The following is a 24,946-nucleotide window of genomic DNA, read 5'->3' on the forward strand; positions in this document are numbered from 1 at the left end:
GAATATACGCCGGCCAGTGTAATGCAAGAATCGGGCGCGGCGTAGTGCGTCTGTCATGTGGCTAAATAAACGGCGGCGTTCAGCGCAGTCGTTCGGCCAACCACGTACCGATATCGCTGATCTCTTCGGGTAACACTTCGTGACCCATTGGGTATTCCTGCCATGTCACGGTGACACCACGGGTCTTCAAGTGCTCGTAAGCGCTGCGCCCCATGGCGTTCTGTACCACCTCGTCGTACTGGCCATGCAGGCACAGCACCGGAATGCGCTGTTGACTGGCGGATAATTCCAGCTCGTCGTCGAAGGTCGGCGCATAAGTGGAGAGGGCAATCACGCCACCCAAGGCGCCTTGCCATTTATGGAAAGCGGTGTGGTACACCACGGCGCCACCCTGGGAGAAACCCGCCAGGAAAATCCGCGAGGCGTCTATTCCGCTGCTTTTTTGTTCCTTGATCAAATCCGTGACCATTTTGGCCGACTCTTTCAGCTCTTCCAGGCTGATGGACCGCGCCGGGCTCATCGCCCTGATGTCGTACCAACTGGGCATCTCATAGCCGCCGTTGATGGTCACCGGGCGGGTCGGTGCTTGAGGCAGGACGAAGCGGGTGGTCAGCAGGTTTTCCTGCAGCGCTTGGGCCACCGGTTGGAAGTCGTAGCGATCGGCACCCAGGCCATGCAGCCAGATTACGCAGGCGTCTGCAGGCTTGGTGGGCTGAAGAATCAAGGGGTTGCTCATGTCTGCTCCATTAATGTGCGTGCGCTCCGATTGAGTGCGACGGAACGGTGCGCAATAGTTTGATCTGTTACGAGAATGTCGCAAGGTTGAATCTTTTGCCATTGACCTTGGGCTGAATCGACTCAGCAGCCACTCTGGTACGCGCTTTGCTATGTGTAGGTCGATGTCAGATCTTTCCTGGGACGGTAACACTATCAGTGACTGCCGTTTGTGGGATAGCAACTGGAATTACTGCGACTGCCTCATGCTGCTTGACCCTAATAAAAGCCAACACGGGTCGATATCGCCTCATAAGGGTGCGCTGAGGTTCTAGCTCCGACACAACAAGAGCAACTGGAGGTTTGAATGAAGGTATTGAAATCCACCCTGGCCATCGTTTCCGCGGCCGCTGTATTGGGTGTCAGTGGTTTCGCCCAAGCCGGCGCCACCCTGGACGCCGTGCAGAAGAAAGGTTTTGTGCAATGTGGCGTGAGTGACGGCTTGCCGGGTTTCTCGGTACCGGATGCCAGCGGCAAGATCCTCGGGATCGACGCTGACTTCTGCCGCGCGGTAGCCGCTGCTGTGTTCGGCGACGCGAGCAAGGTCAAATTCAGCCAGTTGAACGCCAAGGAGCGTTTCACCGCGCTTCAATCCGGCGAAGTCGACATTCTGTCCCGTAACACCACCATGACTAGCTCCCGCGATGCGGGCATGGGCCTGAAATTCCCCGGCTTCATCACTTACTACGACGGCATCGGCTTTCTGGTAAACAACAAGCTGGGCGTTAAAAGTGCCAAGGAACTGGACGGTGCAACCATCTGCATCCAGGCCGGTACCACCACCGAGCTGAACGTTTCCGACTACTTCCGTGGCAACGGTCTGAAATACACCCCGATCACCTTCGACACCTCCGACGAAAGCGCCAAGTCGCTGGAATCCGGGCGTTGCGACGTACTGACCTCCGACAAGTCCCAACTGTTCGCCCAGCGCAGCAAGTTGGCCTCGCCGAAAGACTACGTGGTTCTGCCGGAAACCATTTCCAAGGAACCGCTGGGCCCGGTCGTGCGTAATGGCGACGACGAGTGGCTGGCCATCGTGCGCTGGGTTGGCTACGCCATGCTCAACGCGGAAGAAGCCGGTATCACTTCCAAAAACGTCGAAGCTGAAGCCAAGTCCACCAAGAACCCGGACGTTGCGCGTCTGCTCGGTGCCGACGGCGAATACGGCAAAGACCTGAAAGTGAAGAAAGACTGGGTCGTACAGATCGTCAAGCAGGTCGGCAACTACGGTGAAGTGTTCGAGAAAAACCTCGGCAAGAGCACGCCACTGGAAATCGACCGTGGCCTGAACGCGCTGTGGAACAACGGCGGCATTCAATACGCACCCCCTGTGCGCTGATCGCTGATGGTTCTATCACCCGGTGGGCCAACCGCCGGGTGATGTTCTGTTCCATTCTTTCCGGGGCACTTCATGCAAAATAAAATCGGCGCACCAAAGCAGAAGCTCAGCTTCAGCGATCCCAAAGTGCGTGCGTGGCTCTTCCAGATCATCACGATTGTGGCGGTGGTCTCGCTGGGCTGGTACCTCTTCAACAATACCCAGACCAACCTTCAACACCGGGGCATTACCTCGGGCTTCGACTTTCTTGAGCGCAGTGCCGGCTTCGGCATCGCGCAGCACCTGATCGACTACACCGAATCGGACAGCTATGCCCGGGTGTTTGTGATCGGGCTGCTCAATACCTTGCTGGTGACCGTGATCGGCGTGGTCCTGGCGACCCTGCTCGGGTTCATCATCGGCGTGGCCCGCTTGTCGCCCAACTGGATGATCAACAAGCTGGCGACGGTGTACGTGGAAGTGTTCCGCAACATCCCGCCGTTGCTGCAAATCCTGTTCTGGTACTTCGCGGTGTTCCTGACCATGCCGGGGCCACGCAACAGCCATAACTTCGGCGACACGTTCTTCGTCAGCAGCCGTGGCCTGAACATGCCGGCCGCGCTGGCCGCCGACGGGTTCTGGCCGTTCGTGGTCAGCGTGGTCGTGGCCATCGTGGCCGTCGTGCTGATGACCCGCTGGGCCAACAAGCGCTTTGAAGCGACCGGCGTTCCCTTCCACAAGTTCTGGGCGGGTCTGGCGCTGTTCATCGTGATCCCGGCATTGTGCGCCTTGGTCTTCGGCGCGCCGTTGCACTGGGAAATGCCCAAGCTGCAAGGCTTCAACTTCGTCGGCGGCTGGGTGCTGATCCCTGAACTGTTGGCGCTGACCCTGGCGCTGACCGTGTACACCGCGGCGTTTATCGCCGAGATCGTGCGCTCGGGCATCAAGTCCGTCAGCCACGGCCAGACCGAAGCCGCACGCTCCCTGGGCCTGCGCCCCGGGCCGACGCTGCGCAAGGTCATCATCCCGCAAGCCCTGCGGGTGATCATTCCGCCGCTGACCAGCCAATACCTGAACCTGGCGAAAAACTCGTCGTTGGCCGCCGGTATCGGTTACCCGGAAATGGTTTCGCTGTTTGCCGGCACGGTGCTCAACCAGACCGGCCAGGCCATCGAAGTCATTGCCATCACCATGAGCGTGTACCTGGCGATCAGCATCAGCATTTCCCTGCTGATGAACTGGTACAACAAGCGCATTGCGCTGATCGAGCGGTGAGGAAACGAGCATGAGTTCGCATACGTTCAAACCTGATATGCCACCGCCGAGCAAAGTCTTCGGGCCGATGGCATGGATGCGCGCCAACCTGTTTTCCAGCTGGCTCAACACCCTGCTGACCTTGTTGGCGTTTTACCTGATCTACCTAGTCGTGCCGCCGATCCTGCACTGGGCGATCCTCGACGCCAACTGGGTCGGCACCACTCGCGCCGACTGCACCAAAGAAGGCGCCTGCTGGGTGTTTATCCAACAGCGCTTCGGGCAGTTCATGTACGGCTACTACCCCGGCGACCTGCGCTGGCGCGTAGACCTGACCGTGTGGTTGGCCATCGTGGGCGTGGCGCCGTTGTTCATCTCGCGTTTTCCACGCAAGGCGATCTACGGCCTGGGCTTTCTGGTGTTGTACCCGATCATTGCCTTCTTCCTGTTGCGCGGCGGCATTTTCGGCCTGACCAGCGTGGCCACCAGCCAATGGGGCGGCCTGATGCTGACCCTGGTCATCGCCACCGTCGGCATCGCCGGTGCCTTGCCGCTGGGGATTGTGCTGGCGCTGGGGCGGCGTTCGAACATGCCGGCGATTCGTGTGGTCTGCGTGACCTTCATCGAATTCTGGCGCGGCGTGCCGTTGATCACGGTGCTGTTCATGTCCTCGGTGATGCTGCCGTTGTTCCTGCCCGAAGGCATGGGCATCGACAAGCTGCTGCGGGCGTTGATCGGCGTGATCCTGTTCCAGTCGGCCTACGTGGCGGAAGTGGTGCGCGGTGGCTTGCAGGCGATTCCCAAAGGTCAGTACGAAGCGGCCGCGGCGATGGGCCTGGGTTACTGGCGCAGCATGGGCCTGGTGATTCTGCCGCAAGCCCTGAAGATGGTGATCCCCGGCATCGTCAACACGTTTATCGCGCTGTTCAAGGACACCAGCCTGGTGATCATCATCGGTTTGTTCGACCTGCTCAACAGCGTCAAGCAAGCCGCCGCCGACCCGAAATGGTTGGGCATGGCCACTGAAGGCTACGTGTTCGCCGCCCTGGTGTTCTGGATTTTCTGTTTTGGTATGTCGCGCTATTCCATTCATTTGGAACATAAGCTCGACACAGGCCACAAGCGTTAGGAGTTGTTGTTATGAGCGAAGCGATCAAACAGCCTGTGAGCCCTGAAGGCATTATCCAGATGCAGGGCGTGAACAAGTGGTACGGCCAGTTCCACGTATTGAAAGACATCAACCTCAACGTCAAGCAGGGCGAGCGTATCGTGCTGTGCGGCCCGTCGGGTTCGGGCAAGTCCACCACCATCCGCTGCCTCAACCGCCTGGAAGAACACCAGCAGGGCCGCATCGTGGTCGATGGCGTGGAGCTGACCAACGACCTCAAGCAGATCGAAGCGATCCGCCGCGAAGTCGGCATGGTGTTCCAGCACTTCAACCTGTTCCCGCACCTGACCATCCTGCAGAACTGCACGCTGGCACCGATGTGGGTGCGCAAGATGCCCAAGCGCAAGGCCGAAGAAATCGCCATGCACTACCTGGAGCGCGTGCGTATCCCGGAGCAGGCCCACAAGTTTCCGGGGCAACTCTCCGGCGGCCAGCAACAGCGCGTGGCGATTGCCCGGGCGCTGTGCATGAAACCGAAAATCATGCTGTTCGACGAACCGACCTCGGCCCTCGACCCGGAAATGGTCAAGGAAGTGCTCGACACCATGATCGGCCTGGCCGAAGACGGCATGACCATGTTGTGCGTGACCCACGAAATGGGCTTCGCCCGTACCGTGGCCAACCGCGTGATCTTCATGGACAAGGGCGAGATCGTGGAACAGGCGGCGCCGAATGACTTCTTCGACAACCCGCAGAATGACCGGACCAAGTTGTTCTTGAGCCAGATTCTGCATTGATCGATGGTTGATGCTTGAAGCGATAAACCCGGCACCAGGCCGGGTTTATTTTTGCCTGCTGTTTTTACGCGGACGCTTGAGTTGCAAGCTGCGCATCTTTTGCGATCAGCAGATGGTTCAGGTCTTCGCCGGCATTGAGTGCCTCTATTTCGGCCAATAGATGCGGATGTTTATCCAGTAGACGCATCAATGTGAGCAGTGGCGCGGGCGGAAAGATCTCAGCCCTTTCGTAGCGGGAAAATGCGTTATGGCCGCGGCCGGTCAATAGCCTCACCGCGTCTTTCTGCGTCAGATGCAATTTGCGGCGAATTCGTTTCATTTCGGCGGCGATGATTGTCCTGGCATCCATTAACAACTTATCGCTGGCATCGGAATAACGCTCTGCGCTATCGGTGTCCGAATCGAACTCGACCTCGTGACAGGCCTGGCATTCCCAGCCTGCAATATCAGGGATATCCCGGATCATGCCGCGTGTGTTGATCGTGAAGTTGCGACCTTCGAAATGCTGCATTGCGTCATGGGTTCCGCAGCTCACGCATTGTTGGGTTTTCATAAGGTTTTCTCCTTGAAGGAGATTACGGGAGGACCACCGCCTGGGCGGTAAGTCACTTTGATGTAAATCTCCGTAGCGTAAATCTTGATCAGATAGACGTCCTGCCACACACGGTGGTCTGAATAGGTCGTCATTGACGTGTACAACATTCGATTCTCAAGGGCGCAGACCGCGAGTCGCATCTGGCCGATGTTCAACTCAAGTTGTCGAGCCGCCTCCCGCGCGCTTGCGGTGAATGCTCTGCTACCCAACCTGATGACATCCGCCTTTATCACCGCCAAATCGTAATGAGGTGTGTACTTTTCCATAAGACACCTAAGGCTGAAATTACCCTTTAAGGGTAATTTTAACAATCGAAAATACTGCTCCGTTTCCCTGCCTGAAAACCCTAGTGCGTTGCCTTTGTAGGCAAGTCCGAATAGGCTGTAGGTAAATTCATCCTATGATTGGACGAAAGCGCAAACCTCATGACAGACATCTCCCCGCTGATCAAACGCTCCCTGGTCGACCAAGCCCTCGAGCAGCTGCGCCAGCGCATCACCCAAGGTACGTGGGCCATCGGCGAGCGCCTGCCCACCGAGCCTGAGCTGGCGGCGGAACTGGGCATCAGCCGCAATACCGTGCGCGAGGCCATGCGGGTGCTGGCATTCTCTGGATTGATCGAGGTCCGCCAGGGCGACGGCAGTTACCTGCGTTCGATGACGGACCCGCTGGGCGCCATGCGCGCGTTATCCCATTGCAGCCTGGAACAGGCGCAGGAGACGCGGCAGATCCTGGAAGTGGAGGCCATCGGTCTGGCCGTCCTGCGTCGCACCGAGCAAGACCTGCACCGGTTGCGCGAGGCGCTTGATGCCAGCGCCGCGCTGTATCACGGTGAGCTGGAGGCCTACATCAGCGCCGATCTGGTATTCCACCAACGGCTGGTGGACGCGGCGCACAACCCGGCCTTGAGCGAGTTGTACCGGTACTTTTCCAGCATCATCGGCGCGCAACTGCGCCAGACCCTGAACATCTCGCCGCGTCGCCAGGCGGTGTTCGACCTGCACACCGCCTTGCTTGATGCCGTAGCGCAGCAAGACCCGGAGCGCGCCAAATCCCTTTGCCGGCAGTTGATCAATGAACCCTGACGCCCCACGCACGCCTGAGTTGGAAGAATTGCTGATCGACGCCGAGGCCGACGACGATGCAGTCCAGCACAGTCCCCCGCCGACGAGCCGGCCATGGCTGTTGCTGCTGGGCCTGGTGCTGGTGGCGCTGAACCTGCGCCCGGCGCTGTCGAGCCTGTCGCCGCTGCTCAGTGAGGTCTCGGCCAGCCTGGGCTTGTCGGCGGCCAGGGCCGGTCTGCTGACCACCTTGCCGGTGCTGTGCCTGGGCCTGTTCGCGCCGCTGGCGCCGCTCCTTGCGCGGCGCTTCGGTGCCGAGCGGGTGGTGCTGGGGATCTTGTTGACGCTGGCCGGCGGTATTCTGCTGCGCAGTGCGTTCGGTGAGGTCGGGTTGTTTGTGGGCAGCCTGATCGCCGGGGCCAGCATCGGCATCATCGGCGTGTTGTTGCCCGGTATCGTCAAGCGCGACTTCGCCAGGCAGGCGGGCGCGATGACCGGGGTCTACACCATGGCGCTGTGCCTGGGCGCGGCGTTGGCGGCGGGGGCCTCGGTGCCCTTGAGCGACTCCTTCGGCAACCGTTGGAGCATCGGGTTGGGCTTCTGGATGGTGCCGGCGTTGCTGGCCGCGCTGTGCTGGTTGCCGCAAATCGGGCAGAAGCACGGCGCGCATCGCGTCGCCTACCGGGTGAAGGGCTTGCTGCGCGATCCGCTGGCCTGGCAAGTGACCTTGTACATGGGCCTGCAATCGTCCCTGGCCTACATCGTGTTCGGCTGGGTGCCGTCGATCCTCATCGACCGCGGCCTGAGCGCCACCGATGCCGGGCTGGCGCTGTCCGGTTCGATCATCGTGCAACTGCTCAGCGCCCTCACCGCGCCTTGGCTGGCCACGCGCGGCAAGGACCAGCGCCTGGCCATCGTGGTGGTGATGCTGCTGACCCTCGGCGGGCTGATGGGCTGCCTGTACGCGCCCCTCGACGGGCTATGGGGCTGGGCGATTCTGCTGGGCCTGGGGCAGGGCGGTACGTTCAGCCTGGCGCTGACCTTGATCGTGCTGCGCTCGCGGGATGCCCACGTGGCCGCCAACCTGTCGAGCATGGCCCAGGGCTTCGGTTACACCCTGGCGTCCCTGGGCCCGCTCGCGGTGGGCCTGATTCACGATTGGACCGGCGGCTGGGCCGCCACCGGCTGGGTCTTCGCGGTGATCGGCCTGGGCGCCATCGTCGCCGGCCTCGGTGCGGGGCGCGCGCGGTACGTCGAGGTCAGCAGCGAGAAAGTCTAAAGGTACTCCACCTCCAGCGTCGCCGAACCGTCCATGAGGATGTCGGTACTCAGGTCCAGGTTCTGTTTGGCGTTGATCACCGTCTCCAGGCTCAGCGTGCTGGTCAGGTTCTGGATCGCCATGGGGCCGGCGGTGCTGCCCGCGGTGTCGGTGAAGCCCAGCAGGCTCTTGGCGCCGATGTTGATCGGGTTGCGGTTGGCCGCGCGCCAGGCCACGCCGCCGGTGGTGGACTCGGTGCCGTGGACCTCGGCCACGCCACCCACCACGGTCTGCTGCGGATCGAACGTCAGCGAGTACACGCCGATCTTGTTCGCGCTGTTGTCCAGGCCCAACCCGTAATAAATCTCGCTGTTGACGTGGGCCGAGCCGTCGCGGTTGTCGTGCATGCGCAAGGCATAACGCACCGGGCCGTTGCAGGTCACCGTCAGGTTCAGGGACTTGACCGGCAGCCGCGTGCCGGTCGTGAGGTTGAGGTCTTGCTGGGCGATCTTGCCGAAATCCACCACGCCGTTGGCCGACAGGCTCGGCGCGCAGGACACCGGGATGATCCGGCCGTTGACGTTAAGGTCGACGGGGGCGGCGGCCTGCGCCGGTTGGCTGAACAACAGGGGCACGAGGATCAGGTAGCGAGCAATCATGGGAGGCTCCGAGGGGCTTAGAAGTAGGTGATTTCCAGGGTCGCCGAACCGTCGAGCCGCACTTCGCTGCGCAGGTCCAGGCTGTCGAGCGGCGCGATGAAGGCTTTCAGGCTGAGTAATGCGCTGAGGTTTTGCAGGGCATTCGGGCCTTCGGTGCTGCCGGCCGTGGCGGTAAACCCGAGGAGGCTGCGCGCGCCCAAGGGGATCGCGCTGGCGCTGGCGCTGCTCCAGGCGGCGCCGCCTGTGGTCGAGTCGGTGCGATACAGCTGGGGCAGGTTGTCGGCGCTGGCCCGGGCCGGGTCGACCAGCAGGTAATAACGGCCGACTTTCTGCCCGCGTGCATCCAGGCCCAGGCCGTAGGCGGTTTCATCAATGCCGCCGGTGGCTGAGCCGGCGCGGTTGTCGTGCATGACCAGGGCAAACGGAGTCGGGCCGTCACAGCTGACCGTGAGGCTCAGCGCGCGGGCGGGCAGGGCGGTGTCTTTGTCGCGGTGCAAGTCGCTGACCGACAACTTGCCGAAGTCCACCGTGCCGTTGTTGGCCAGGGTGGGCGTGCAGGCCGTCGGTGCGAAGCGCGCTTGCAGCTGCAATTCCCGTGAACGCCCGGAGGTGAGCGCGTCCACCTGCGCCGAGGCTTCCCAGGTTTCGGCATCGCGCACGCGGATCGCTTCGTCCCGCGCCCACGCACTCACCTGCAGTTGCGCGGCAAAACTGCGCCCGGTGGCGGGCTGGCCGTTGTGCAGCGGGACGATGCCGTGGTCGGCGCGCCAGGCCAGGCTCGTGCCGATTTGCGCGGGCGCCTGGCCTGGGCCGGCGAGCAAGCCGAGTTGCACCGCGTGGCCATCGAGCACCGCGTCATGCACTTGCACGCGGTAACTGCCGCCGTCGCCCAAGCGCAAGCGCTCGGTGCCGGCAGCCAGGGCGCGGTAGAACAGGCTCATGTCGCCCGGTTGCGGGCAGTTCAAGGTCAAGGACAGGCGCCGTTCGCCGAGCAGGTGTTCCGCTGCCGGTGCTGATGCGACGGTGCGGTTCATCAGGCCAAAATCCAGGCGCGATTCGCTCAGGTCCAGGCGGCAGTCGTCCTCGGCCAGGGCCGTGCCGGCGAACAGCAGCAGGGCTGCCAGGCTGTGTTGAAGCTTCATATTGGGGTCCTCAAGGTCGCTGGCAGCGGGCCGGTGCGGTTTCGAAATACACGTGGGGGTCGGCCTTGGCCGGCAGTTCAAAGCGCAAGTGGCAGCGCGGCTGGTCAGGGGCCTTGATCCATAGCGGGCGGGTGTCGAGCACGTCGGGCAAGAACACTTGGTTGCCTTCCTGGACCAGGGTGATGAACTCGCCGTCCTCCGTGGTCACGGTCGAGCCGCGTGGCATCGGGGTGTCCAGGGTCAACAGCGCACGCCGGGTGAGCGACACGCCGAACTCGATGCGGTCCACCGCGCCGCGGCCTGCCGATACCACCGCAAGCCCGTTGTGGATGTCGGCATTGCGCGGCAGCGAACGGGTGTGGACTTCCAGCGGGCTGCGCCCATAAGCGCTGAGCTGAGGCGCCACGGCCTGGCCTTGCCAGTCGGTCCACACCGGGCCGCTGGGGGTGTTGACCTTGATCCCGGGCATGTCGCCCACCGCCAGCACGGCAAAGGTGTCGCGCACCGGGTAGGGCGAGAACGTCAACCCGTCGGCGTGCAGCACCATCCCGCCGCGTGCGCCGCCCTGGTAGCTGGAGCGTTCGGCGTCAGCGCGCGTGTAGTTGAAGTCCAACTGGCTGTAGAACGGCAGGGCCGACACGCCCAGGGACGATTCGACTTCGCGGTCGCGGGTGTCATGTTCGACGCCGACGCGATACGCCAAGTGGTCGTTGATCTGCTCGTTGAGCCCCATCCCGGTGCGGTGCTCGCCGCCGGAATTGCGCACCCAGGCGCGGCCACGGCGGCTTTCGCCGAGGGGCAGGCTGACCGTCAGGTACAGGCTGTCGTCGTTGTAACGACGCCCGCCCATGTGCCATTCGGCGGTGGTGGAAATCGACATACCGGCGACCTGCGTACCCCAGGAGGCGAGGGCGCGGCTGCTGCTGTCGCCCTGGAACGAGGACGAACGGGAAACCCCCGCGCTGAAGGCGCCCAGCCATGGGTGCGACCACGAGCTGGTGGCGCTCTGCTGGTCGCGGTAACGCGCGCGTTGCTGCTCGCGGGTGTCGGCGATGTAGGTTGATTCGGTGAGGTCGCGGTAGCCCTGGGTGCGCCAGGAATTGGCTGCCGTGAAGGCCCAGCGCTCACTGAGTTTGTGCGACCACGACAGGTCGGTCTGCACCCCGCGTTCCTGGGTGCGCCGCGAGGCTTCGGAGGCGACCACGGCCACTTGCACCTGACTGTCCGGCAGCGGCAACAGGCCCAGGCTCAGGCCCGCCGAGCGATAATCCGCGGCCGCCAACAGCCCGCTGCCGAAGCTGAGCTGCGGATGCGGCGCGGCGCTCCAGCCGGCGCTCAGCACCCAGGGTTCGGCGCCCGGGCCGTCGCCGATATTGCGCACCCGCCCGGCCGCCACCGAGTAGCCGGGCGCGGGCAGCCCCAGGCCGAGCATGGCGGCGGGCACGGTAAAGCGCCGTTCCTCGCCGGTGCTTTCCTTGACGGTGACTTCGACGTCGGAGCGCCCGTTGAGGCGCGGCACATTGCTCAAGCTGAACGGGCCGGCGGGCACCACTGTGGAGTGAATCAACGCGCCGTTCTGGCGCACTTCCACCTGCGCCGGGCCGTTGGCGATGCCGTTGATGGTCGCGCCCTGGTTCTGATCCTGCAGGGCCTGTTCGGTGAGCACCTGCACGCCGGTGATTGGCGCACCCGCGAGCACCGGGTTGTAGAGGTTGATCTGCCCGGCCTGCAACACCGCCTGGTGGCTGGCGAAGGTGCGCTGGGCGTAGGCGTCCAGGTGGGTGGTGCTTGAGCGGCTGTCCTGCCAGGTCTGTACCTGGCGGCTGCGCACGATCCAGTCGCCGGCATTGAAGCCGACCTCGGTATTGGCCGAGCCAAAGCGGCTGGAATCGTTGCGGTAATGGTTGTACAGGCCGGTCACGTCGTAGTTGAGCAGCGCCGCGAAACCGCCGGTCTGATAGCCGGAAATGTCCTGGGTGAGCGGGCGCAGCGCCTGGGTGGGCACCACCAGGTTCAGGCTCAGGTTGGCCGGGTCGTGCTCGACCACGGTCTGTGGGTATTGCTCGAGAAAGGCATAACAACTGCTTTCTTCTGCCGGGCCCGAAGACGGCGTCACCAACTGCGCGGCGTCCAGCAGCGGCGGGTCGAAGCATGTGGCGCCGTGCTGATCCACGCTGACATCGACGCGCCCGCGCCGCTGACCGTTGACCGTCAGGTTGAGCGCATGGCGCCCCTGGGTAAAACGCGGGGTCTGCATCAGCAGGCTGGCGAGTTCGGGATCGATGCCGCGCTGGAGCAGGGTCTGTGGATCAAACGAACCTGTCGACGACTGCTCTGCCCATGCCAGGTTCGTCAGCAACCCCTGACTGAGCGTCAGCACCAGTAATGCCAGGCGCGGTGAAACGCCGGGCACGGCTTTGCCGTCACGGTAATGGATGACTGTGTTCACACAAATGCACTCGGATGATGGAAGTACCCGGCGTGATTCCCTATCGCGTCAGGTCTTCCCGGTGGCCTTCAGTGGGTGGCCACTTCGTGATAGTGGCGCCGTCGTGTCCCTGGGCGCCGTTGCATCACAGGCTTATGGGCGCGTCGTGGGGCGCGACCGCAAAGCCATACACCGTGGCCGGTTGCAGGCGCACGCTGGTGGCACCGGTACCGGCGCCGCTGGCGGTGACGGTCAGCGTTTCACCGGGCAGCACATAGGTGCGCGGCAGCATCGCCGAAACGTTGCCGGGCAGCAGTTGCAGCTCCTGGGCCAGGCGCACCACATACGGGGACGGGTTGTGGACGCTGAGCTGGTCGGCTTTCAAGGTCCATTGCAGGCCCAGCCACGGCGTGCGATTCGGCGCCAGCCCCTTGGGATGAATGATCACCGGCAGGTTCTGCCGCACGGTCACGCCCACTTGCGCGCGCCCGAGCTGGGCCGGGTCGCGCTGGGCGGGCATGCCCTCGAAAATCACCCGTTTGAGGCGCTGGGTTTGCAGCGGCGCCTGGGTTTGCAGGATGAAGCGCACCAACTGGCTCTTGGACGCCTCGACGCGGGTCAGGGGTGGAGTCACGAACAGCAGCGTGTCGCTGTCCTCGGGGATGTTTTCGAGGGTGACGTGCAGCAAGGCCATTTTGGTGTCGGTGTTGGTGACCGAGACCGTGGCCTCGCCATCGGCCTCGTTGACGATCACCACCGAGGTGTCCGGGACCATGCCGTCGGCACGCGCGACGGTTGCACCGAGGACGGCCAGTGCCACGCAGCAGAGACGCGGCAGCCAGCGCCAAACGGAAAAAAACGAGTTCATAACAGGGCTCTTCTATACAGGGCGCTTCAAATGGGCCGACATGCGCGCGGTGGGTGACCGGGGCGCCGACGGCACGGTGTCAGAGGTAACGCAGGTCCAGCGTGATCGAGCCATCGAGGGGCACCTCTTCGTGGAGCGTCAAGGTGTTGGCCGGGCTGATCGAGGTGTCGACCCGCAGGGACGCCACCAATTGCCGGATCGGCGCGGGCAGCGTATCGCCGGCCCGGGCAAAGCCCATCAACAGACGCGGGTACATGTTAGGTTCGGGTTTCCAGCTAGCCCCCTGGTCGGATGAGGTCAGGGTTTGCATCGGCTGCGAATCGCCTACCGGGCCGCGCAACGACAGGCTGACCGACCCGAGGCGTTCGTCGGGGGCATGGGGGTTCATGCCCAGCCCATAAAAATAATCCGGCGCCAGCGATGACTCGCGCTTGTTGTCGATGCCCACCAGGGCGAACAACACCAGGCCTTCGCAACTGATGCTCAAGCCCATCTGCTGGTTCGGCAGCACGGTGAACTCACTCGGATGCAACGTCGTCGCCAGGATCTTGTCGTGGTCGACAAGGCCGTTGTCCGACAGCGATACGCTGCACGCGCTGGGGGTGATTCGCCCGTTGACGTCCAACTCCACGCTCGAGAGCGCGAAGGCCAAGGGCGCCGCCGCCAACAGAAGGGTGAGGGCCGGCAAGCGAGTAAGCAGGTTCATGGCTTGAGTTACCTGGTGTTGAACGGGTGGTACGGGCATCGGGCAAGGCGGTGGCGTTACAGGTAGAGGACTTCGACCGTGACCGAACCGTCGATCACCGTGTCTTCGGTAATCGTCAGGCCCTGGGCCGGCAGGATGAATGGCTTGACCGAGAGCGCCACCTGCGTGTTCTGGGCCGGCACAGGCACCCGCGCCGCGCCGATCTCTTGGATCGAGATCAATTGATTGGTTTGCCAGCCCATGTCTGGCCGCATAGAGTTCCAGGTGGTGCCGTTGTCCGACGACCGGATCATCCCGACGGGCGTGTTATCGGCGACGCCCTGGTCGAGGAACATGAGGTAGCCGCCAATACGCTGACCGGCACTGGTCTTACCGATGCCATATTCGATGATGCTGTTTGCCGAGTCGGTGCGGTTGTCGGTGGCCGTCAGGGCAAACAGGGTCGAGGCTTCGCAGTCGATGCCCATTTGCAGGGTGACCGGGGTGAGTTGGGTCCGGGTGTCCAGGTTAAGGTCCTTGACCGAGACTCGGCCGACGTCGATGGTCTCGGCCGACAGGCTCGGCATGCACGCCGAGGGCACAATCAGGCCCTTGACGGTCAGGTCAACGGTGGAGGCGGCGAGCACCGGGAAAGCGCAGCCGATCAGTACGCCGGTAACGCTGGTACGCAGTAGCTTTTTCATGACGGGTGAAGCTCCAGGGATGGATAGGAATACAGGGGGTCCAGGGGGACAGGGGGTTACGCTGTTACAGGTACTTCATCTCAAGGGTCGCGTGCCCGTCGACGAGGACTTCGTCGGTGAGGGTCAGGCCATCGGCACGGGCAATTCGGGTGTAGAGCACAATGTCTGCTTCGAAGATCGTCACGGCCATTGGCTGAGTAGGGTTGTCCATTGCGGCAATCGCGAGCAGGTTGAGGTGGCCCAACTGCGTACCGGGGGTCCACGTGGTGCCGCCATCCAGCGACACGATGGTTCGCACGGCCATGGTGTCCGCCATGGGGTTGCTCAAACTCAGCGAAACGCTGCCCAGTTTCTCGTCGTTGGGGGTCGTGCCCAGGCCGTGGTGGTTGGGGATCACCGATGTGCCGTGGCGGTTGTCGATGGTGGTCATGGCGAAGAGCGTCGAGCCTTCGCACCGCACGTTCAGGTGCAGGGTGTTGCGCGGCAGCAACGTGTCTCGGTCTTGGTTGAGGTCGCGCACGGTCACCTTTCCGTGGTCGATGGTGCCGCCTTCAGCCAAGCCCGGCGTGCAGGCTTTGGGCGTAATTACGCCGCTCACGCTCAGCTCGGCCTGGCTGCTGGCTAAAGCGCTGGGCACGTTCGCCAGCAGCAGACTCGCCAACAATGCGGGGAAATATTTATCCATGAAATGAACAACCTCTCTGGGCAATGCCCTGCGTGGATGATGAGTTACAGGTACTTGACCTCGATCGTGGCGGAGCCGTCGATCAGCACTTCGTTGCTCAAGTCCAGGCTGTTGGCGGCGGCGATCTGGGTGTCGATCACCAGCTCGCTGATCACGTTCTTGATCGGGATCGGCTTGGGATCCTGACCGTTCGACCTGTCGCCAAACGCCGCCATGTACGGGTTTTGCCAAACCACATCGTCAATGGCTTGCCAGCTCACGCCATCCAATGACTCGATGGGCTCGACGGCGACGTTGTCGGCCACCGGATTTCTCAGGGAGAGCCAGAACGTGCCGATTTTCTGCAGGTTGTTGATCAGGCCCAGGCCGTAGCCGAAGCCGTAGATTGACGACCCGGCGCGGTTGTCGGTGGTGCGCAACGCAAACAGGGTTGCGGCCTCGCAGTCCACATTGAGTTGCAGCCTGGCGGTGGGCAGGCTGGTCGGGCTGTCGAGGTTGAGGTCTTTTACCGAGACCTTACCGTGATCCACCACACCACTGGCGGACAACGTCGGTGTACAGGCGCTTGGGGTAATCACGCCTTTGACGGTCAATTCCACGGTACTGGCGGCGAAGGTCATACCGCTGCCGACAAGGGCGATGACGGCGGTGAATGCGGCTAAGGGCTTTTTCATGTGATCGAGCTTCCGATGCAAAACTGATTGCCGAGGGGCAAAGGGGGACCCGTCGGTAACTAGGTGGCGACCGCCTGGAGTGGCCGGTCGCGTCCCGCTCTGGGGATGCCGGGCAATCTATCGGGGGGAGGGCGTCGGGCAAATACAACAAATACGACAATGGGCGGATGTCGCACACGCCCAATCGACTTGTCGGAACTCGTTTTTTTGTGTGTAGGAAATATAAGGGTTTCGTAGTTGTTGTATCGCGCAGGCGGCCTAATTCAAATAGCGTTCCGGCCGATACATCTTCACAGCACATTCGAACAGCCAGGCGTGTTGCGTGCCGTACCCGGTACCTATGTCGGCGGATGTTCTGTCGGCCATTGAGGTTGCCGATCCCCGCGCCGTGCGCTTATTGAATTTGAGGTAGTCATGTCATCAGGCCCTATCCCAGGCGACCGAGCAGGGGATGACCTGGCCGCACAGCCGGCGTCAACCCGGCATTGGCGTGAGCTCAAGGTGTTGTTGGTAGACGATCATCCCGCGTATTGCCTGCTGATGGGCGCGATGCTGGAGCGGTTGGGGCTGGCATTTGCAGTGTGCGCGCACGGCCAGGCTGCCCTGGCGATTCTGGACGTCAGCCGCGCCGACCTGATTTTCAGCGACTGCCAAATGCCGGTGATGGATGGCTATGCCATGACCCGCGAGCTGCGCCGCCGCGAACTGCGCGACGGCACGGAGCGCGTGCCGGTCATCGCGTTCACCGGCAAGCTGGGCGCGCGCGAAATCCAGCAGTGCCAGGCTGCGGGCATGGATGCCTGGCTGGCCAAACCGGTGACCTTTCAACAACTGCGCCAAGTCCTCGGCGACTGGCTGCCCGGCCCGCGTATCAGCGAGACCGCGCAGCCGGTCACGGCGGTGGAGGGGCGCTGGCCGAGTCGCGGCCGGTTGGGGCAACTGTTCGGCTGCAGCGAGGCGCTGCCCGGCATCCTGGCAAGCCTGGTGTATGAGGCCGAGCTCGATCTGCATGCGCTGGCCCAGGCCACCGACGGCCTGCAAGCGCAGGCCACGGTCGAGCATTTGCACCGCTTGATCGGCAGCGTGGCGTTCTTCGGCGCCACACCGCTGGAAATGCGCGGTCATCAGTTGATCGAGGCAATCAACCGCGACGGCGTGGCCATGCACCTTCAGCGCTTGCTCGCCTTGCGCAGCGACTTGATGGGGTATCTGAAATATTTGTCGCTATTAGGAAAAGGATGACAGCTAAGACCGATGGCTTCTGTAGGTCTTCAGAGTGGGCAATTTCCTTTTTTTCTGTGGGGTAAAATTCTGCTCCCAGGGATTGCTGGGCTATCTGCCATTATGGCGTTTGGGGGCGGTTGTTGCCGATCCGATCCGGGAGTATTTTGCGCGGATTCAAGTTGCCATCATGGTGGTGCTCATGCTTCGCGTAATTATTGCTGACGATCATCCCATCGTGCGTATCGGGCAGAAAGTGGTGATAGAAGCCAATGGCCGGTGCAAAGTTGTCGCCGAGGCCGACGGCCCGGATCAGTTGCTGGCGCTGGTGGACAGCACCCCGTGCGATATCCTGGTGACGGACTTCGCCATGCCGGGTAACCAGCAAGCCGACGGCTATGGCTTGCTCGGCCTGATGCGGCGCCGGCACCCGGACTTGCCGGTGATTCTGGTGACCATGTTTGCCAACGTCGCCACGTTGCGCGAATCGTTTGCCCAGGGCGCGCGGGCGATCCTGGCCAAAAGCGCGTCGGCCCGCGAACTGCCCCTGGCGATTGCCGCCGTCAGTGAAGGGCGCACCTTCGTCAGCGAGTGTCTGCGCGCACAACTGGCGGAGGCCGGGACGGGCAATCAGCAAGCCGTGCCGCAGTTGTCCGGCAAAGAGCGCGAAGTGGTGCGGATGCTCGCCAGCGGCATGACCGTCAGCCAGATCGCGGCGCGGGTCAACCGCAGCATCTCGACCATCAGCAAGCAGAAAAGCACCGCGATGACCCGGCTGTGCATCTCCACCGATGTGGATTTGTTCGCTTATGCGCGTGCGGCGGGCATGGTGCCGTAGAAAGTTGCAGTTTCATGACGGTGCTAGAGTGAGTCAGGCAGTGTCTGAGTATCGTATTACTTGTATTAAGTTTGAATGAGTTATCCCTTAACTTGCGATGGCTGTCCTGGCATTGTTTGGTCGGGGCATACACTTCATTCTAATAGTTTTGTCTTGCTGGCGAGTTAAAGTAAGCGCGTCTGTGCGCTTGCCTGGCTCATCAAGTAATGACCGAAAGTGAGCCTGTTATGCAACCGTCCCGTGTACTTGTTGCCGCCGCGTTTTTACTGGCCGGTGTTTCTAATGTAATGGCCGCATCCAGTGTGGATATCAGCGTGGTCGGTACTATCATTCCGTCGGCCTGTACGCCAACTTTATCTGATGCCGGTACGGTGGATTATGGGAAGATCTCGATCAACGATTTTCCTAGACTGGGGGAGATGGTACTGCCAGCGGCGACGATAAACTTGGAGGTTACTTGTGACGCGCCGACTTTGATGGCAGTCAGGAGTCTGGACAATCGAGCCGGAACTGCGGCTGTTCAATCACCGTCACATGACCCGCTCACCGTGTATGGTTTGGGCTTGGCAAGTGGTGGGCAAAAGATCGGCAGGTACGAACTTAAGATGAACGATGTGACAGCCGACGAACAACCGAGAGTCGTGATTGAGTCCATCGATAAAGAGACGTGGTTTGCTGCCGATAACGCAACGTGGCAACCACGTTGGCTGCGCACCGTGAGTAACGGTAATATAATTCCCGTGGCAGTGACGACCCTTAAGACAGACCTGATGTTGAGTACAGTCCTCGCGCCCAAAGACTCTCTGCCGGGTGAGGAAGAAATCCAGATAGACGGCAGCGCCACTTTGGACGTTATCTACCTTTAACCCCGCCAGGCATCACTTATTCTCGTGACGAATAACCATGGCTTTCCCGTGTTACGAGGATTATCGTTCAGCACCCCTGACCATCGTGCGAATGTTGCCCATGAGTGATGCCCACAACGTCCTGATCACCGAGTTCTATACGGCCTTCCAACATCTGGATGCCGAAGCCATGGCCGCCTGCTACACCGACGACGTGGTGTTCAGCGACCCGGCGTTCGGCGAGTTGCGCGGGCGCGATGCCGGGGATATGTGGCGCATGCTCACCACGCGGGCCAAGGACTTTTCCCTGACCTTCGACCATGTGCGCAGCGATGACACCACCGGCAGCGCCCATTGGGTGGCGACGTACCTGTTCAGCGCGACCGGCAACACGGTGGTCAACGACATCGGCGCACGCTTCGTGTTTCGCGACGGCAAGATCTGCGAACACCACGACCACTTCGACCTGTGGCGCTGGTCGCGCCAGGCCCTGGGCCTCAAGGGGCTGCTGCTGGGCTGGTCGCCCGCGCTGAAAAACGCCGTGCGCGCCCAGGCGCTCAAAGGCCTGAGGGCATTTCAGGCCAGTCGTTGATAAGATTGGCGCTCCTCTGGTTTGCCGAATCGACCCGTGACTGATCTTCCTGAACCCAAGCCCTGGTTCGTGTACCTGGTGCGTGCCGCCAACGGCTCGCTGTATTGCGGCATCAGCAATGACCCGCTGCGCCGGTTTGCCTCCCATCAAAGCGGCAAGGGCGCGCGGTTTTTCCTCTCCAGCCCCGCCGTCGCGCTGGTGTACACCGAGCAGTGTGCGAGCAAGGGCGAGGCGCTGCGCCAGGAACGCTTGATCAAGAAATTGAAGAAGAGCGCCAAGGAATGCCTGGCGGCGAGTGGCTCATTGACCTGATTGATGGGGGCCTATTTCACCCACGCGTGATTTTGCAGGCTAAGCTGAATGCTCATTTAATTGAGCGGAGCCTGGCATGTCTGAGTTGATCCTGCACCACTACCCGCAATCCCCTTTCGCGGAAAAAGCCCGCCTGCTCCTGGGCTTCAAGGGCTTGTCCTGGCGCTCGGTGCTGATCTCGCCGGTGATGCCCAAGCCTGACCTGATCGCCCTCACTGGTGGCTATCGCAAGACTCCGGTGCTGCAGATCGGCGCCGACATCTACTGTGACACAGCACTGATCGCGCACCGCCTGGAACAGGAAAAAGCCGGGCCGGCGCTGTTTCCCCAAGGCCTCGAACTGGTCGCCCAGGGGTTCGCCGCCTGGGCCGATTCGGTTGTGTTCGCCCATGCCGTGGCCTTGGTATTCCAGCCCGAATCCCTGGCGGCCAAGTTCGCCAAAGTGCCGCCAGAAATGCTCAAAGTGCTGGTGGCCGATCGTGCCAAGCTGTTCAGCGGCGGCACCGCAGCCCGTCTGCATCTGGAGCAGGCCAAGCATCAATGGCCGGCGATCATCAGCCGCATCGACCAGCAATTGCAGCACCAAGAGGGAGATTTTCTGTTCGGTGAGCCTTCGATTGCCGACTTTGCCCTGGCCCATCCGCTGTGGTTCCTCAAAGGCTCGGTGGTGACCGCGCCGTTGGTTGACGCACATCCCGCCGTTGCCACCTGGCTCGACCGGGTGCTGAGCTTTGGCCATGGCACCGCCACCGAGATGAGCACCGAGCAAGCCCTTGACGTAGCGCGTCACGCCACCCCGGCGGCGTTGCCCGCTGAAGTGTTCGAGGACTTGAATGGCTTCACGGCCGGCCAGCAGGTGAGCATTGCGGCCACCGACTACGGCACCGACCCGGTGCTCGGTGAGTTGTTGTTTGCCGGCCGCGAAGAACTGATCCTGCGCCGTACCGACGAACGCGGCGGCACCGTGCATGTTCACTTCCCGCGCCTGGGTTTTTGCATTCAGGCGCAATAAAACCGGATTATTTTCAACCGGAGGTGAGGTAAACCCGACGCCCATCCGTGTAGTGCTTGAAACTGCGATCTATTCGCATTAACAGCGTTTTCTACACGGGTGCTCACAAGCATGAAATCGACGGCGGGCGGTTGGGTTAAACAGTGGCTGGGAGCCTCGGTCTTGACGGTATCGGGGCTGGCACTGCTGCCCCTGAGTGTGGCGCAGGCGCAGGAACAACAAAGTGCCCAGTTCAACTTTGCCCTGACGGCCAAGCCGCTGCCCCAGGCGCTCAGCGATTTCAGCCGGGTCACCGGGCTCAGTGTGATCTACACCGACGAAGCCCCCTACGGCCTCAATGCCCCGGCCGTCAGCGGCCCGATGAGCGCGACCCAGGCCTTGCAACGCCTGTTGGGCGGCTCCGGTTTTACCTTCCGCCAGATCGACGCCCGCACCCTGGCCCTGGAGCCGGTGCCCAGCGACGGCGCGCTGAACCTGGGCGCCACCACCATCAGCGCGGTCGCCGAACCCGCTGACAGCACCAGCTACCAGCCGCCACCCACCAGCTCGGTCATGCGTTCCCGTGGCCTGCTGCTGGAGACCCCGCAAACCGTCAACGTAGTGCCCGCCCAAGTGCTGCGTGATCAACAACCGCGCAACCTGGATGACGCCCTGGCCAATATCAGCGGGATCACCCAGGCCAACACCCTCGGCAGCACCCAGGATGCGGTGATGCTGCGCGGCTTTGGCGACAACCGTAACGGTTCGATCATGCAGGACGGCATGCCCGTGGTGCAGGGCCGGGCGCTGAACGCTACGGCCGAACGGGTTGAAGTGCTCAAGGGCCCGTCGTCGCTGCTGTATGGCATCCAGGACCCGGGCGGCGTGGTCAATATCGTCAGCAAAAAGCCGCAGTTGCTGCAGTCCACCTCCTTGACTGTCCGTGGCTCCACCTTCGGCAACGGCAAGAACGGCAGCGGCGGCAACCTCGACACCACGGGGCCCATCGGCGACAGCGGGCTGGCGTATCGCCTGATCGTCGACCACGAGGACGAAGACTACTGGCGCAACTACGGCACTCACCGCGAGAGCCTGATCGCGCCATCCCTGGCCTGGTATGGCGACACCACCCAGGTGGTGTTCGCTTACGAACACCGCGAGTTTCTCTCGCCGTTCGACCGCGGCACCGCCATCGACCCCAAGACCAATCACCCGTTGGACATCCCCGCCACCCGGCGCCTGGATGAGCCGTTCAACAACATGGAAGGCCGCTCTGACCTGTATCGCTTGGAGGCCGATCACGACCTGAACGACGACTGGAAGGCGCACGTCGGCTACAGCTGGAACCGCGAAACCTATGACGCCAGCCAGGTGCGCGTCGCCTCGGTGAATGCCGACGGCACCTTGACCCGCAGCATGGACGGCACGCGTGGCGCACTGACCACCGACCGCTTCGCCACGGCCAGCCTGGAAGGCAAGGTCAAGCTGGGCGGCATGCAGCATGACCTGGTGTTCGGCCTCGACGATGAGTACCGCAAGATCTATCGCGCCGAACTGATCCGCCAGGCGCAGCGCAGTGCCTTCAGCTACGTCAATCCGGTGTATGGCAACGATGTGCAAGGCACCACGGTGAGCGCCAAGGACAGCGCGCAGACCGACTTGCTGCGCAGTGACTCACTGTTCTTCCAGGATGCGATTCACCTGACCGACCAGTGGATTCTGGTGGGTGGCGCGCGCTATCAGATGTACGACCAATACGCCGGCAAAGGCGTGCCGTTCAAGGCCAATACCGACGGCAATGGCCAGAAATGGGTGCCGCGTGCCGGCCTGGTGTACCGCTACACCGACGAGCTGTCGTTTTACGGCAGCTACACCGAGTCGTTCAAACCCAACTCGACCATTGCCGCGCTGAACGATGGCAGCGTGCTTCAGGGCGACCTGCAGCCGGAGCAATCCAAGGCCTGGGAGCTGGGGACCAAGCTCGACATACCGGGGCGCATCACCGCCAGCGCGGCGCTGTTCGATATCACCAAGCGCAACGTGCTGGTGTCCGTCGGCTCCGGTGTCGACACGGTCTACAGCGTGGCCGGCGAAGTGCGCTCCCGTGGCCTGGAGCTGGACGCCAGCGGCCAGCTCAGCGAGCGCTGGAGCCTGATCGGCAGCTATGCCTATACCGATGCCGAAGTCACCAAAGACCCGGCGCTGCAAGGCAAGCGCCTGCAGAACGTGGCCAAGCACACCGGTTCGTTGTCGGCGGTGTACGACGTCGGCAGCCTGATCGGCGGGGATGATCTGCGCGTCGGTGCTGGCGCGCGTTACGTCGGCCAGCGCGAAGGCGATGCGAATAACAGCTTCAATCTGCCGGGTTATACCGTGGCCGATGTGTTCGCCTCCTACAACACCAAAATCGAAGGGCAGAAGGTCAAGTTCCAGCTCAACGTGAAGAACCTGTTCGATCGCACCTACCACACCTCGGCGGCCAGCCGGGTGTTTGTGTCGATGGGGGATGCGCGGCAGGTGTCGGTGTCCAGCACGCTGGAGTTCTGAGCCGGCGGCGAGGGCAGTGGTCGAGCCTGTCAGGGGCGCTTCGCCCCCCCAGCGCGAGCACGCTCTCTCGCCACAAACGGCATGAGCTGTTAGCGTTGCCGCCACTGACGGCTTTGCGGAAAACGGTACTGATGCGGTTTGCACGAGGGTTACACACCAGCGCGATGCTGGTCGGCTTGAGCGTTTTATTGGGGGGCTGCGCCAGCGTTGCGCCGACCGCCGGCCCTTCAACCCTGGACCGCCTGTTGGCCGACCCGGCCCTCAATGGCGCCACGGTTTCACTCGTGGTGCGCGACGCCCGCAGCGGCAACACGCTTTATCAACACAACCCGCGCACGCGGCTGGTGCCGGCCTCCAACCTCAAGCTGCTGACCACCGCAGCGGCGATGGACGTGCTGGGCCCGCAGTATCGGTTTTCCACCCAACTGCTGAGCAACGGCACGCAGCAAGGCGAACGCCTGAACGGCAACCTGTACCTGCGCGGCCTGGGCGATCCGACCACGCAGTTCGCCGATTACCAGGCACTCGCCGCGCAACTGGCGAGCCAGGGCGTGCGTCAGGTGCAGGGCGACCTGGTGTTCGACGACAGCTGGTTCGATGCACAGCGCCTCGGCGTGGATTGGGCTCAGGACGATGAAAGCACCTACTACGGCGCGCAGATTTCGGCGCTGACCGTGTCACCCAATTCTGATTTTGATGCGGGCACCTTGATGGTCACCGCCACCGCGCCCATGAGCCCCGGCCAGCCGGTCAGTGTGGCGATCAACCCGGCGACCGATTACGTGCAACTGAGCAACCGCGCGGTGAGCGGCCCCGGCAACAGCTATGGGATCACGCGCCAGCACGGCACCAACCTGCTGCAACTCACGGGCGCGCTGGCGCCGGGCAAGCACAGCCGGCAATGGGTGAGTGTGTGGGAACCGACGCAACTGGTGGCCAATCTGTTTGAACAGGCATTGGCGCAGCAGGGCATCCAGGTGCTGGGCCGTCGAGTGATCGGGGGCAGCAGTCCGGCGACGGCGCGGCTGCTGGCGGAGCATCAATCGGCCCCGTTGCAGGAACTGATCACGCCGCTGCTCAAACTTTCGAACAACAACATGTCCGAAGCCTTGCTCAAGGCCATGGGCCGCCAGACCACGAATGCCGGAACCGCGCAGGCGGGCGTGGCGGCGGTGGCGGCCTTCATGCGGCGCCAGGGGTTGGACCCGGCGAGCCTGAATCAGGTGGACGGTTCGGGGTTGTCGCGGCGCAATCTGGTGTCGGCGCAGACGCTCACCGACCTGCTGCTGGCGACGTCCAGGCAACCCTGGTTCGACGCGTGGTACAACGCCTTGCCGATTGCCGGCAACCCCGCGCGCATGAGCGGCGGCAGCCTGCGTTATCGCCTGCGCGGCACGCCGGCGCAAGACAACCTGCATGCCAAGACCGGCTCCATGGGCGGCGTGTCGTCATTGAGCGGTTACCTCACCGACGCCCACGGGCGGCGCCTGGTGTTTTCGATGATCAGCAACAACTACCTGAGCGACGCCGCACCGGTCCGCGCTCTGGAGAACCGCCTGGCGGTCGCCCTGACGCAATGGCGCGACTGAC

General features: G+C 62.6%; 25 protein-coding genes. 14 read left to right on the plus strand and 11 right to left on the minus strand.

The features are described from left to right. Window positions 1-79: 79 nt before the first annotated feature. Window positions 80-736, minus strand: coding sequence for an alpha/beta hydrolase (locus ACP7E3_RS09185; protein ID WP_017848649.1), 657 nt, complete (start codon window positions 734-736; stop codon window positions 80-82). Between the two features lie 345 nt (window positions 737-1,081). Here ACP7E3_RS09185 and ACP7E3_RS09190 point away from each other — a divergent pair, with 345 nt between their 5' ends. The 4 genes from ACP7E3_RS09190 to ACP7E3_RS09205 all read left to right on the plus strand — a co-directional run bounded on the left by ACP7E3_RS09190 (window position 1,082) and on the right by ACP7E3_RS09205 (window position 5,251). Next, window positions 1,082-2,113 (plus strand): amino acid ABC transporter substrate-binding protein, encoded by a 1,032-nt coding sequence (locus ACP7E3_RS09190; protein WP_046384621.1) that lies wholly within the window; start codon window positions 1,082-1,084, stop codon window positions 2,111-2,113. 72 nt (window positions 2,114-2,185) lie between these two features. Continuing rightward, on the plus strand, window positions 2,186-3,367 hold the full coding sequence (locus tag ACP7E3_RS09195) for an amino acid ABC transporter permease (protein ID WP_079442895.1): 1,182 nt from the start codon (window positions 2,186-2,188) through the stop codon (window positions 3,365-3,367). 10 nt (window positions 3,368-3,377) lie between these two features. Further along, window positions 3,378-4,475 carry an amino acid ABC transporter permease gene (locus tag ACP7E3_RS09200; RefSeq protein WP_017848652.1) on the plus strand — a complete coding sequence of 366 codons (1,098 nt, stop codon included), beginning with the start codon at window positions 3,378-3,380 and terminating at the stop codon, window positions 4,473-4,475. A gap of 11 nt (window positions 4,476-4,486) precedes the next feature. After that, window positions 4,487-5,251 (plus strand): amino acid ABC transporter ATP-binding protein, encoded by a 765-nt coding sequence (locus tag ACP7E3_RS09205; RefSeq protein ID WP_003171943.1) that lies wholly within the window; start codon window positions 4,487-4,489, stop codon window positions 5,249-5,251. Window positions 5,252-5,315: 64 nt separating this feature from the next. On the opposite strand, the gene ACP7E3_RS09210 is transcribed toward ACP7E3_RS09205, so the two are convergent. After that, complete coding sequence (locus ACP7E3_RS09210) at window positions 5,316-5,804, minus strand: type II toxin-antitoxin system MqsA family antitoxin (protein ID WP_046384619.1); 489 nt, start codon at window positions 5,802-5,804, stop codon at window positions 5,316-5,318. Then, window positions 5,801-6,112: a type II toxin-antitoxin system MqsR family toxin gene (locus ACP7E3_RS09215; protein WP_057004286.1), complete on the minus strand. Its 312-nt coding sequence runs from the start codon at window positions 6,110-6,112 to the stop codon at window positions 5,801-5,803. Before ACP7E3_RS09215 ends, ACP7E3_RS09210 begins: the two co-directional genes overlap by 4 nt. Before the next feature lie 159 nt (window positions 6,113-6,271). Between ACP7E3_RS09215 and ACP7E3_RS09220 the strand changes: the two genes are divergently transcribed. Further along, window positions 6,272-6,931, plus strand: a complete 660-nt coding sequence (locus tag ACP7E3_RS09220; RefSeq protein WP_017848655.1) for a FadR/GntR family transcriptional regulator — start codon at window positions 6,272-6,274, stop codon at window positions 6,929-6,931. Continuing rightward, window positions 6,921-8,186 (plus strand): CynX/NimT family MFS transporter, encoded by a 1,266-nt coding sequence (locus ACP7E3_RS09225; protein WP_046384617.1) that lies wholly within the window; start codon window positions 6,921-6,923, stop codon window positions 8,184-8,186. Before ACP7E3_RS09220 ends, ACP7E3_RS09225 begins: the two co-directional genes overlap by 11 nt. Here the strand turns inward: ACP7E3_RS09225 and ACP7E3_RS09230 are convergent. From ACP7E3_RS09230 to ACP7E3_RS09265, 8 genes are all read right to left on the minus strand, one after another. Beyond that, entirely contained in the window at window positions 8,183-8,824 is a 642-nt protein-coding gene (locus tag ACP7E3_RS09230) for a DUF1120 domain-containing protein (RefSeq protein ID WP_108525922.1), read from the minus strand. The genes ACP7E3_RS09225 and ACP7E3_RS09230 overlap by 4 nt on opposite strands. Window positions 8,825-8,841: 17 nt before the next feature. Beyond that, window positions 8,842-9,966, minus strand: coding sequence for a DUF1120 domain-containing protein (locus tag ACP7E3_RS09235; RefSeq protein ID WP_426122915.1), 1,125 nt, complete (start codon window positions 9,964-9,966; stop codon window positions 8,842-8,844). A gap of 10 nt (window positions 9,967-9,976) precedes the next feature. Beyond that, window positions 9,977-12,415: a fimbria/pilus outer membrane usher protein gene (locus ACP7E3_RS09240; protein ID WP_046384614.1), complete on the minus strand. Its 2,439-nt coding sequence runs from the start codon at window positions 12,413-12,415 to the stop codon at window positions 9,977-9,979. Window positions 12,416-12,539: 124 nt separating this feature from the next. Beyond that, a complete protein-coding gene (locus ACP7E3_RS09245; protein WP_177029877.1) occupies window positions 12,540-13,262 on the minus strand; it encodes a fimbria/pilus chaperone family protein in 723 nt (240 codons plus the stop codon). Between the two features lie 79 nt (window positions 13,263-13,341). Then, window positions 13,342-13,968, minus strand: a complete 627-nt coding sequence (locus ACP7E3_RS09250) for a DUF1120 domain-containing protein (RefSeq protein WP_017848661.1) — start codon at window positions 13,966-13,968, stop codon at window positions 13,342-13,344. A 56-nt stretch (window positions 13,969-14,024) separates the two neighbouring features. Further along, window positions 14,025-14,651 (minus strand): DUF1120 domain-containing protein, encoded by a 627-nt coding sequence (locus ACP7E3_RS09255; RefSeq protein ID WP_046384612.1) that lies wholly within the window; start codon window positions 14,649-14,651, stop codon window positions 14,025-14,027. A 64-nt stretch (window positions 14,652-14,715) separates the two neighbouring features. Next, the gene (locus ACP7E3_RS09260) at window positions 14,716-15,336 is read right to left on the minus strand and encodes a DUF1120 domain-containing protein (RefSeq protein ID WP_046384611.1); all 621 of its coding nucleotides are present in this window, start codon (window positions 15,334-15,336) and stop codon (window positions 14,716-14,718) included. 44 nt (window positions 15,337-15,380) lie between these two features. Next, the gene (locus ACP7E3_RS09265; RefSeq protein ID WP_017848664.1) at window positions 15,381-16,010 is read right to left on the minus strand and encodes a DUF1120 domain-containing protein; all 630 of its coding nucleotides are present in this window, start codon (window positions 16,008-16,010) and stop codon (window positions 15,381-15,383) included. Window positions 16,011-16,424: 414 nt separating this feature from the next. On the opposite strand from ACP7E3_RS09265, the gene ACP7E3_RS09270 reads away from it, so the two are divergent. The 8 genes from ACP7E3_RS09270 to dacB all read left to right on the plus strand — a co-directional run bounded on the left by ACP7E3_RS09270 (window position 16,425) and on the right by dacB (window position 24,945). Further along, on the plus strand, window positions 16,425-17,252 hold the full coding sequence (locus ACP7E3_RS09270) for a response regulator (protein ID WP_186351966.1): 828 nt from the start codon (window positions 16,425-16,427) through the stop codon (window positions 17,250-17,252). Window positions 17,253-17,433: 181 nt separating this feature from the next. After that, window positions 17,434-18,069 carry a response regulator transcription factor gene (locus tag ACP7E3_RS09275; RefSeq protein ID WP_026140231.1) on the plus strand — a complete coding sequence of 212 codons (636 nt, stop codon included), beginning with the start codon at window positions 17,434-17,436 and terminating at the stop codon, window positions 18,067-18,069. Window positions 18,070-18,296: 227 nt separating this feature from the next. Beyond that, window positions 18,297-18,935, plus strand: a complete 639-nt coding sequence (locus ACP7E3_RS09280; RefSeq protein WP_046384610.1) for a DUF1120 domain-containing protein — start codon at window positions 18,297-18,299, stop codon at window positions 18,933-18,935. A gap of 100 nt (window positions 18,936-19,035) precedes the next feature. Further along, a complete protein-coding gene (locus ACP7E3_RS09285) occupies window positions 19,036-19,506 on the plus strand; it encodes a nuclear transport factor 2 family protein (protein WP_079444987.1) in 471 nt (156 codons plus the stop codon). 36 nt (window positions 19,507-19,542) lie between these two features. Beyond that, window positions 19,543-19,818 (plus strand): GIY-YIG nuclease family protein, encoded by a 276-nt coding sequence (locus ACP7E3_RS09290; RefSeq protein ID WP_026140234.1) that lies wholly within the window; start codon window positions 19,543-19,545, stop codon window positions 19,816-19,818. 76 nt (window positions 19,819-19,894) lie between these two features. Beyond that, window positions 19,895-20,830 (plus strand): glutathione S-transferase family protein, encoded by a 936-nt coding sequence (locus ACP7E3_RS09295; protein WP_017848670.1) that lies wholly within the window; start codon window positions 19,895-19,897, stop codon window positions 20,828-20,830. 111 nt (window positions 20,831-20,941) lie between these two features. Continuing rightward, on the plus strand, window positions 20,942-23,356 hold the full coding sequence (locus ACP7E3_RS09300; RefSeq protein ID WP_426122921.1) for a TonB-dependent siderophore receptor: 2,415 nt from the start codon (window positions 20,942-20,944) through the stop codon (window positions 23,354-23,356). A 131-nt stretch (window positions 23,357-23,487) separates the two neighbouring features. After that, window positions 23,488-24,945 (plus strand): D-alanyl-D-alanine carboxypeptidase/D-alanyl-D-alanine endopeptidase, encoded by a 1,458-nt coding sequence (gene dacB, locus ACP7E3_RS09305; RefSeq protein WP_108525934.1) that lies wholly within the window; start codon window positions 23,488-23,490, stop codon window positions 24,943-24,945. Window position 24,946: the final 1 nt, after the last annotated feature.

Source organism: Pseudomonas sp. PSPC2-3 (genome assembly GCF_049898265.1).
In the GTDB taxonomy this organism is placed as follows: Bacteria; Pseudomonadota; Gammaproteobacteria; order Pseudomonadales; family Pseudomonadaceae; genus Aquipseudomonas; species Aquipseudomonas veronii.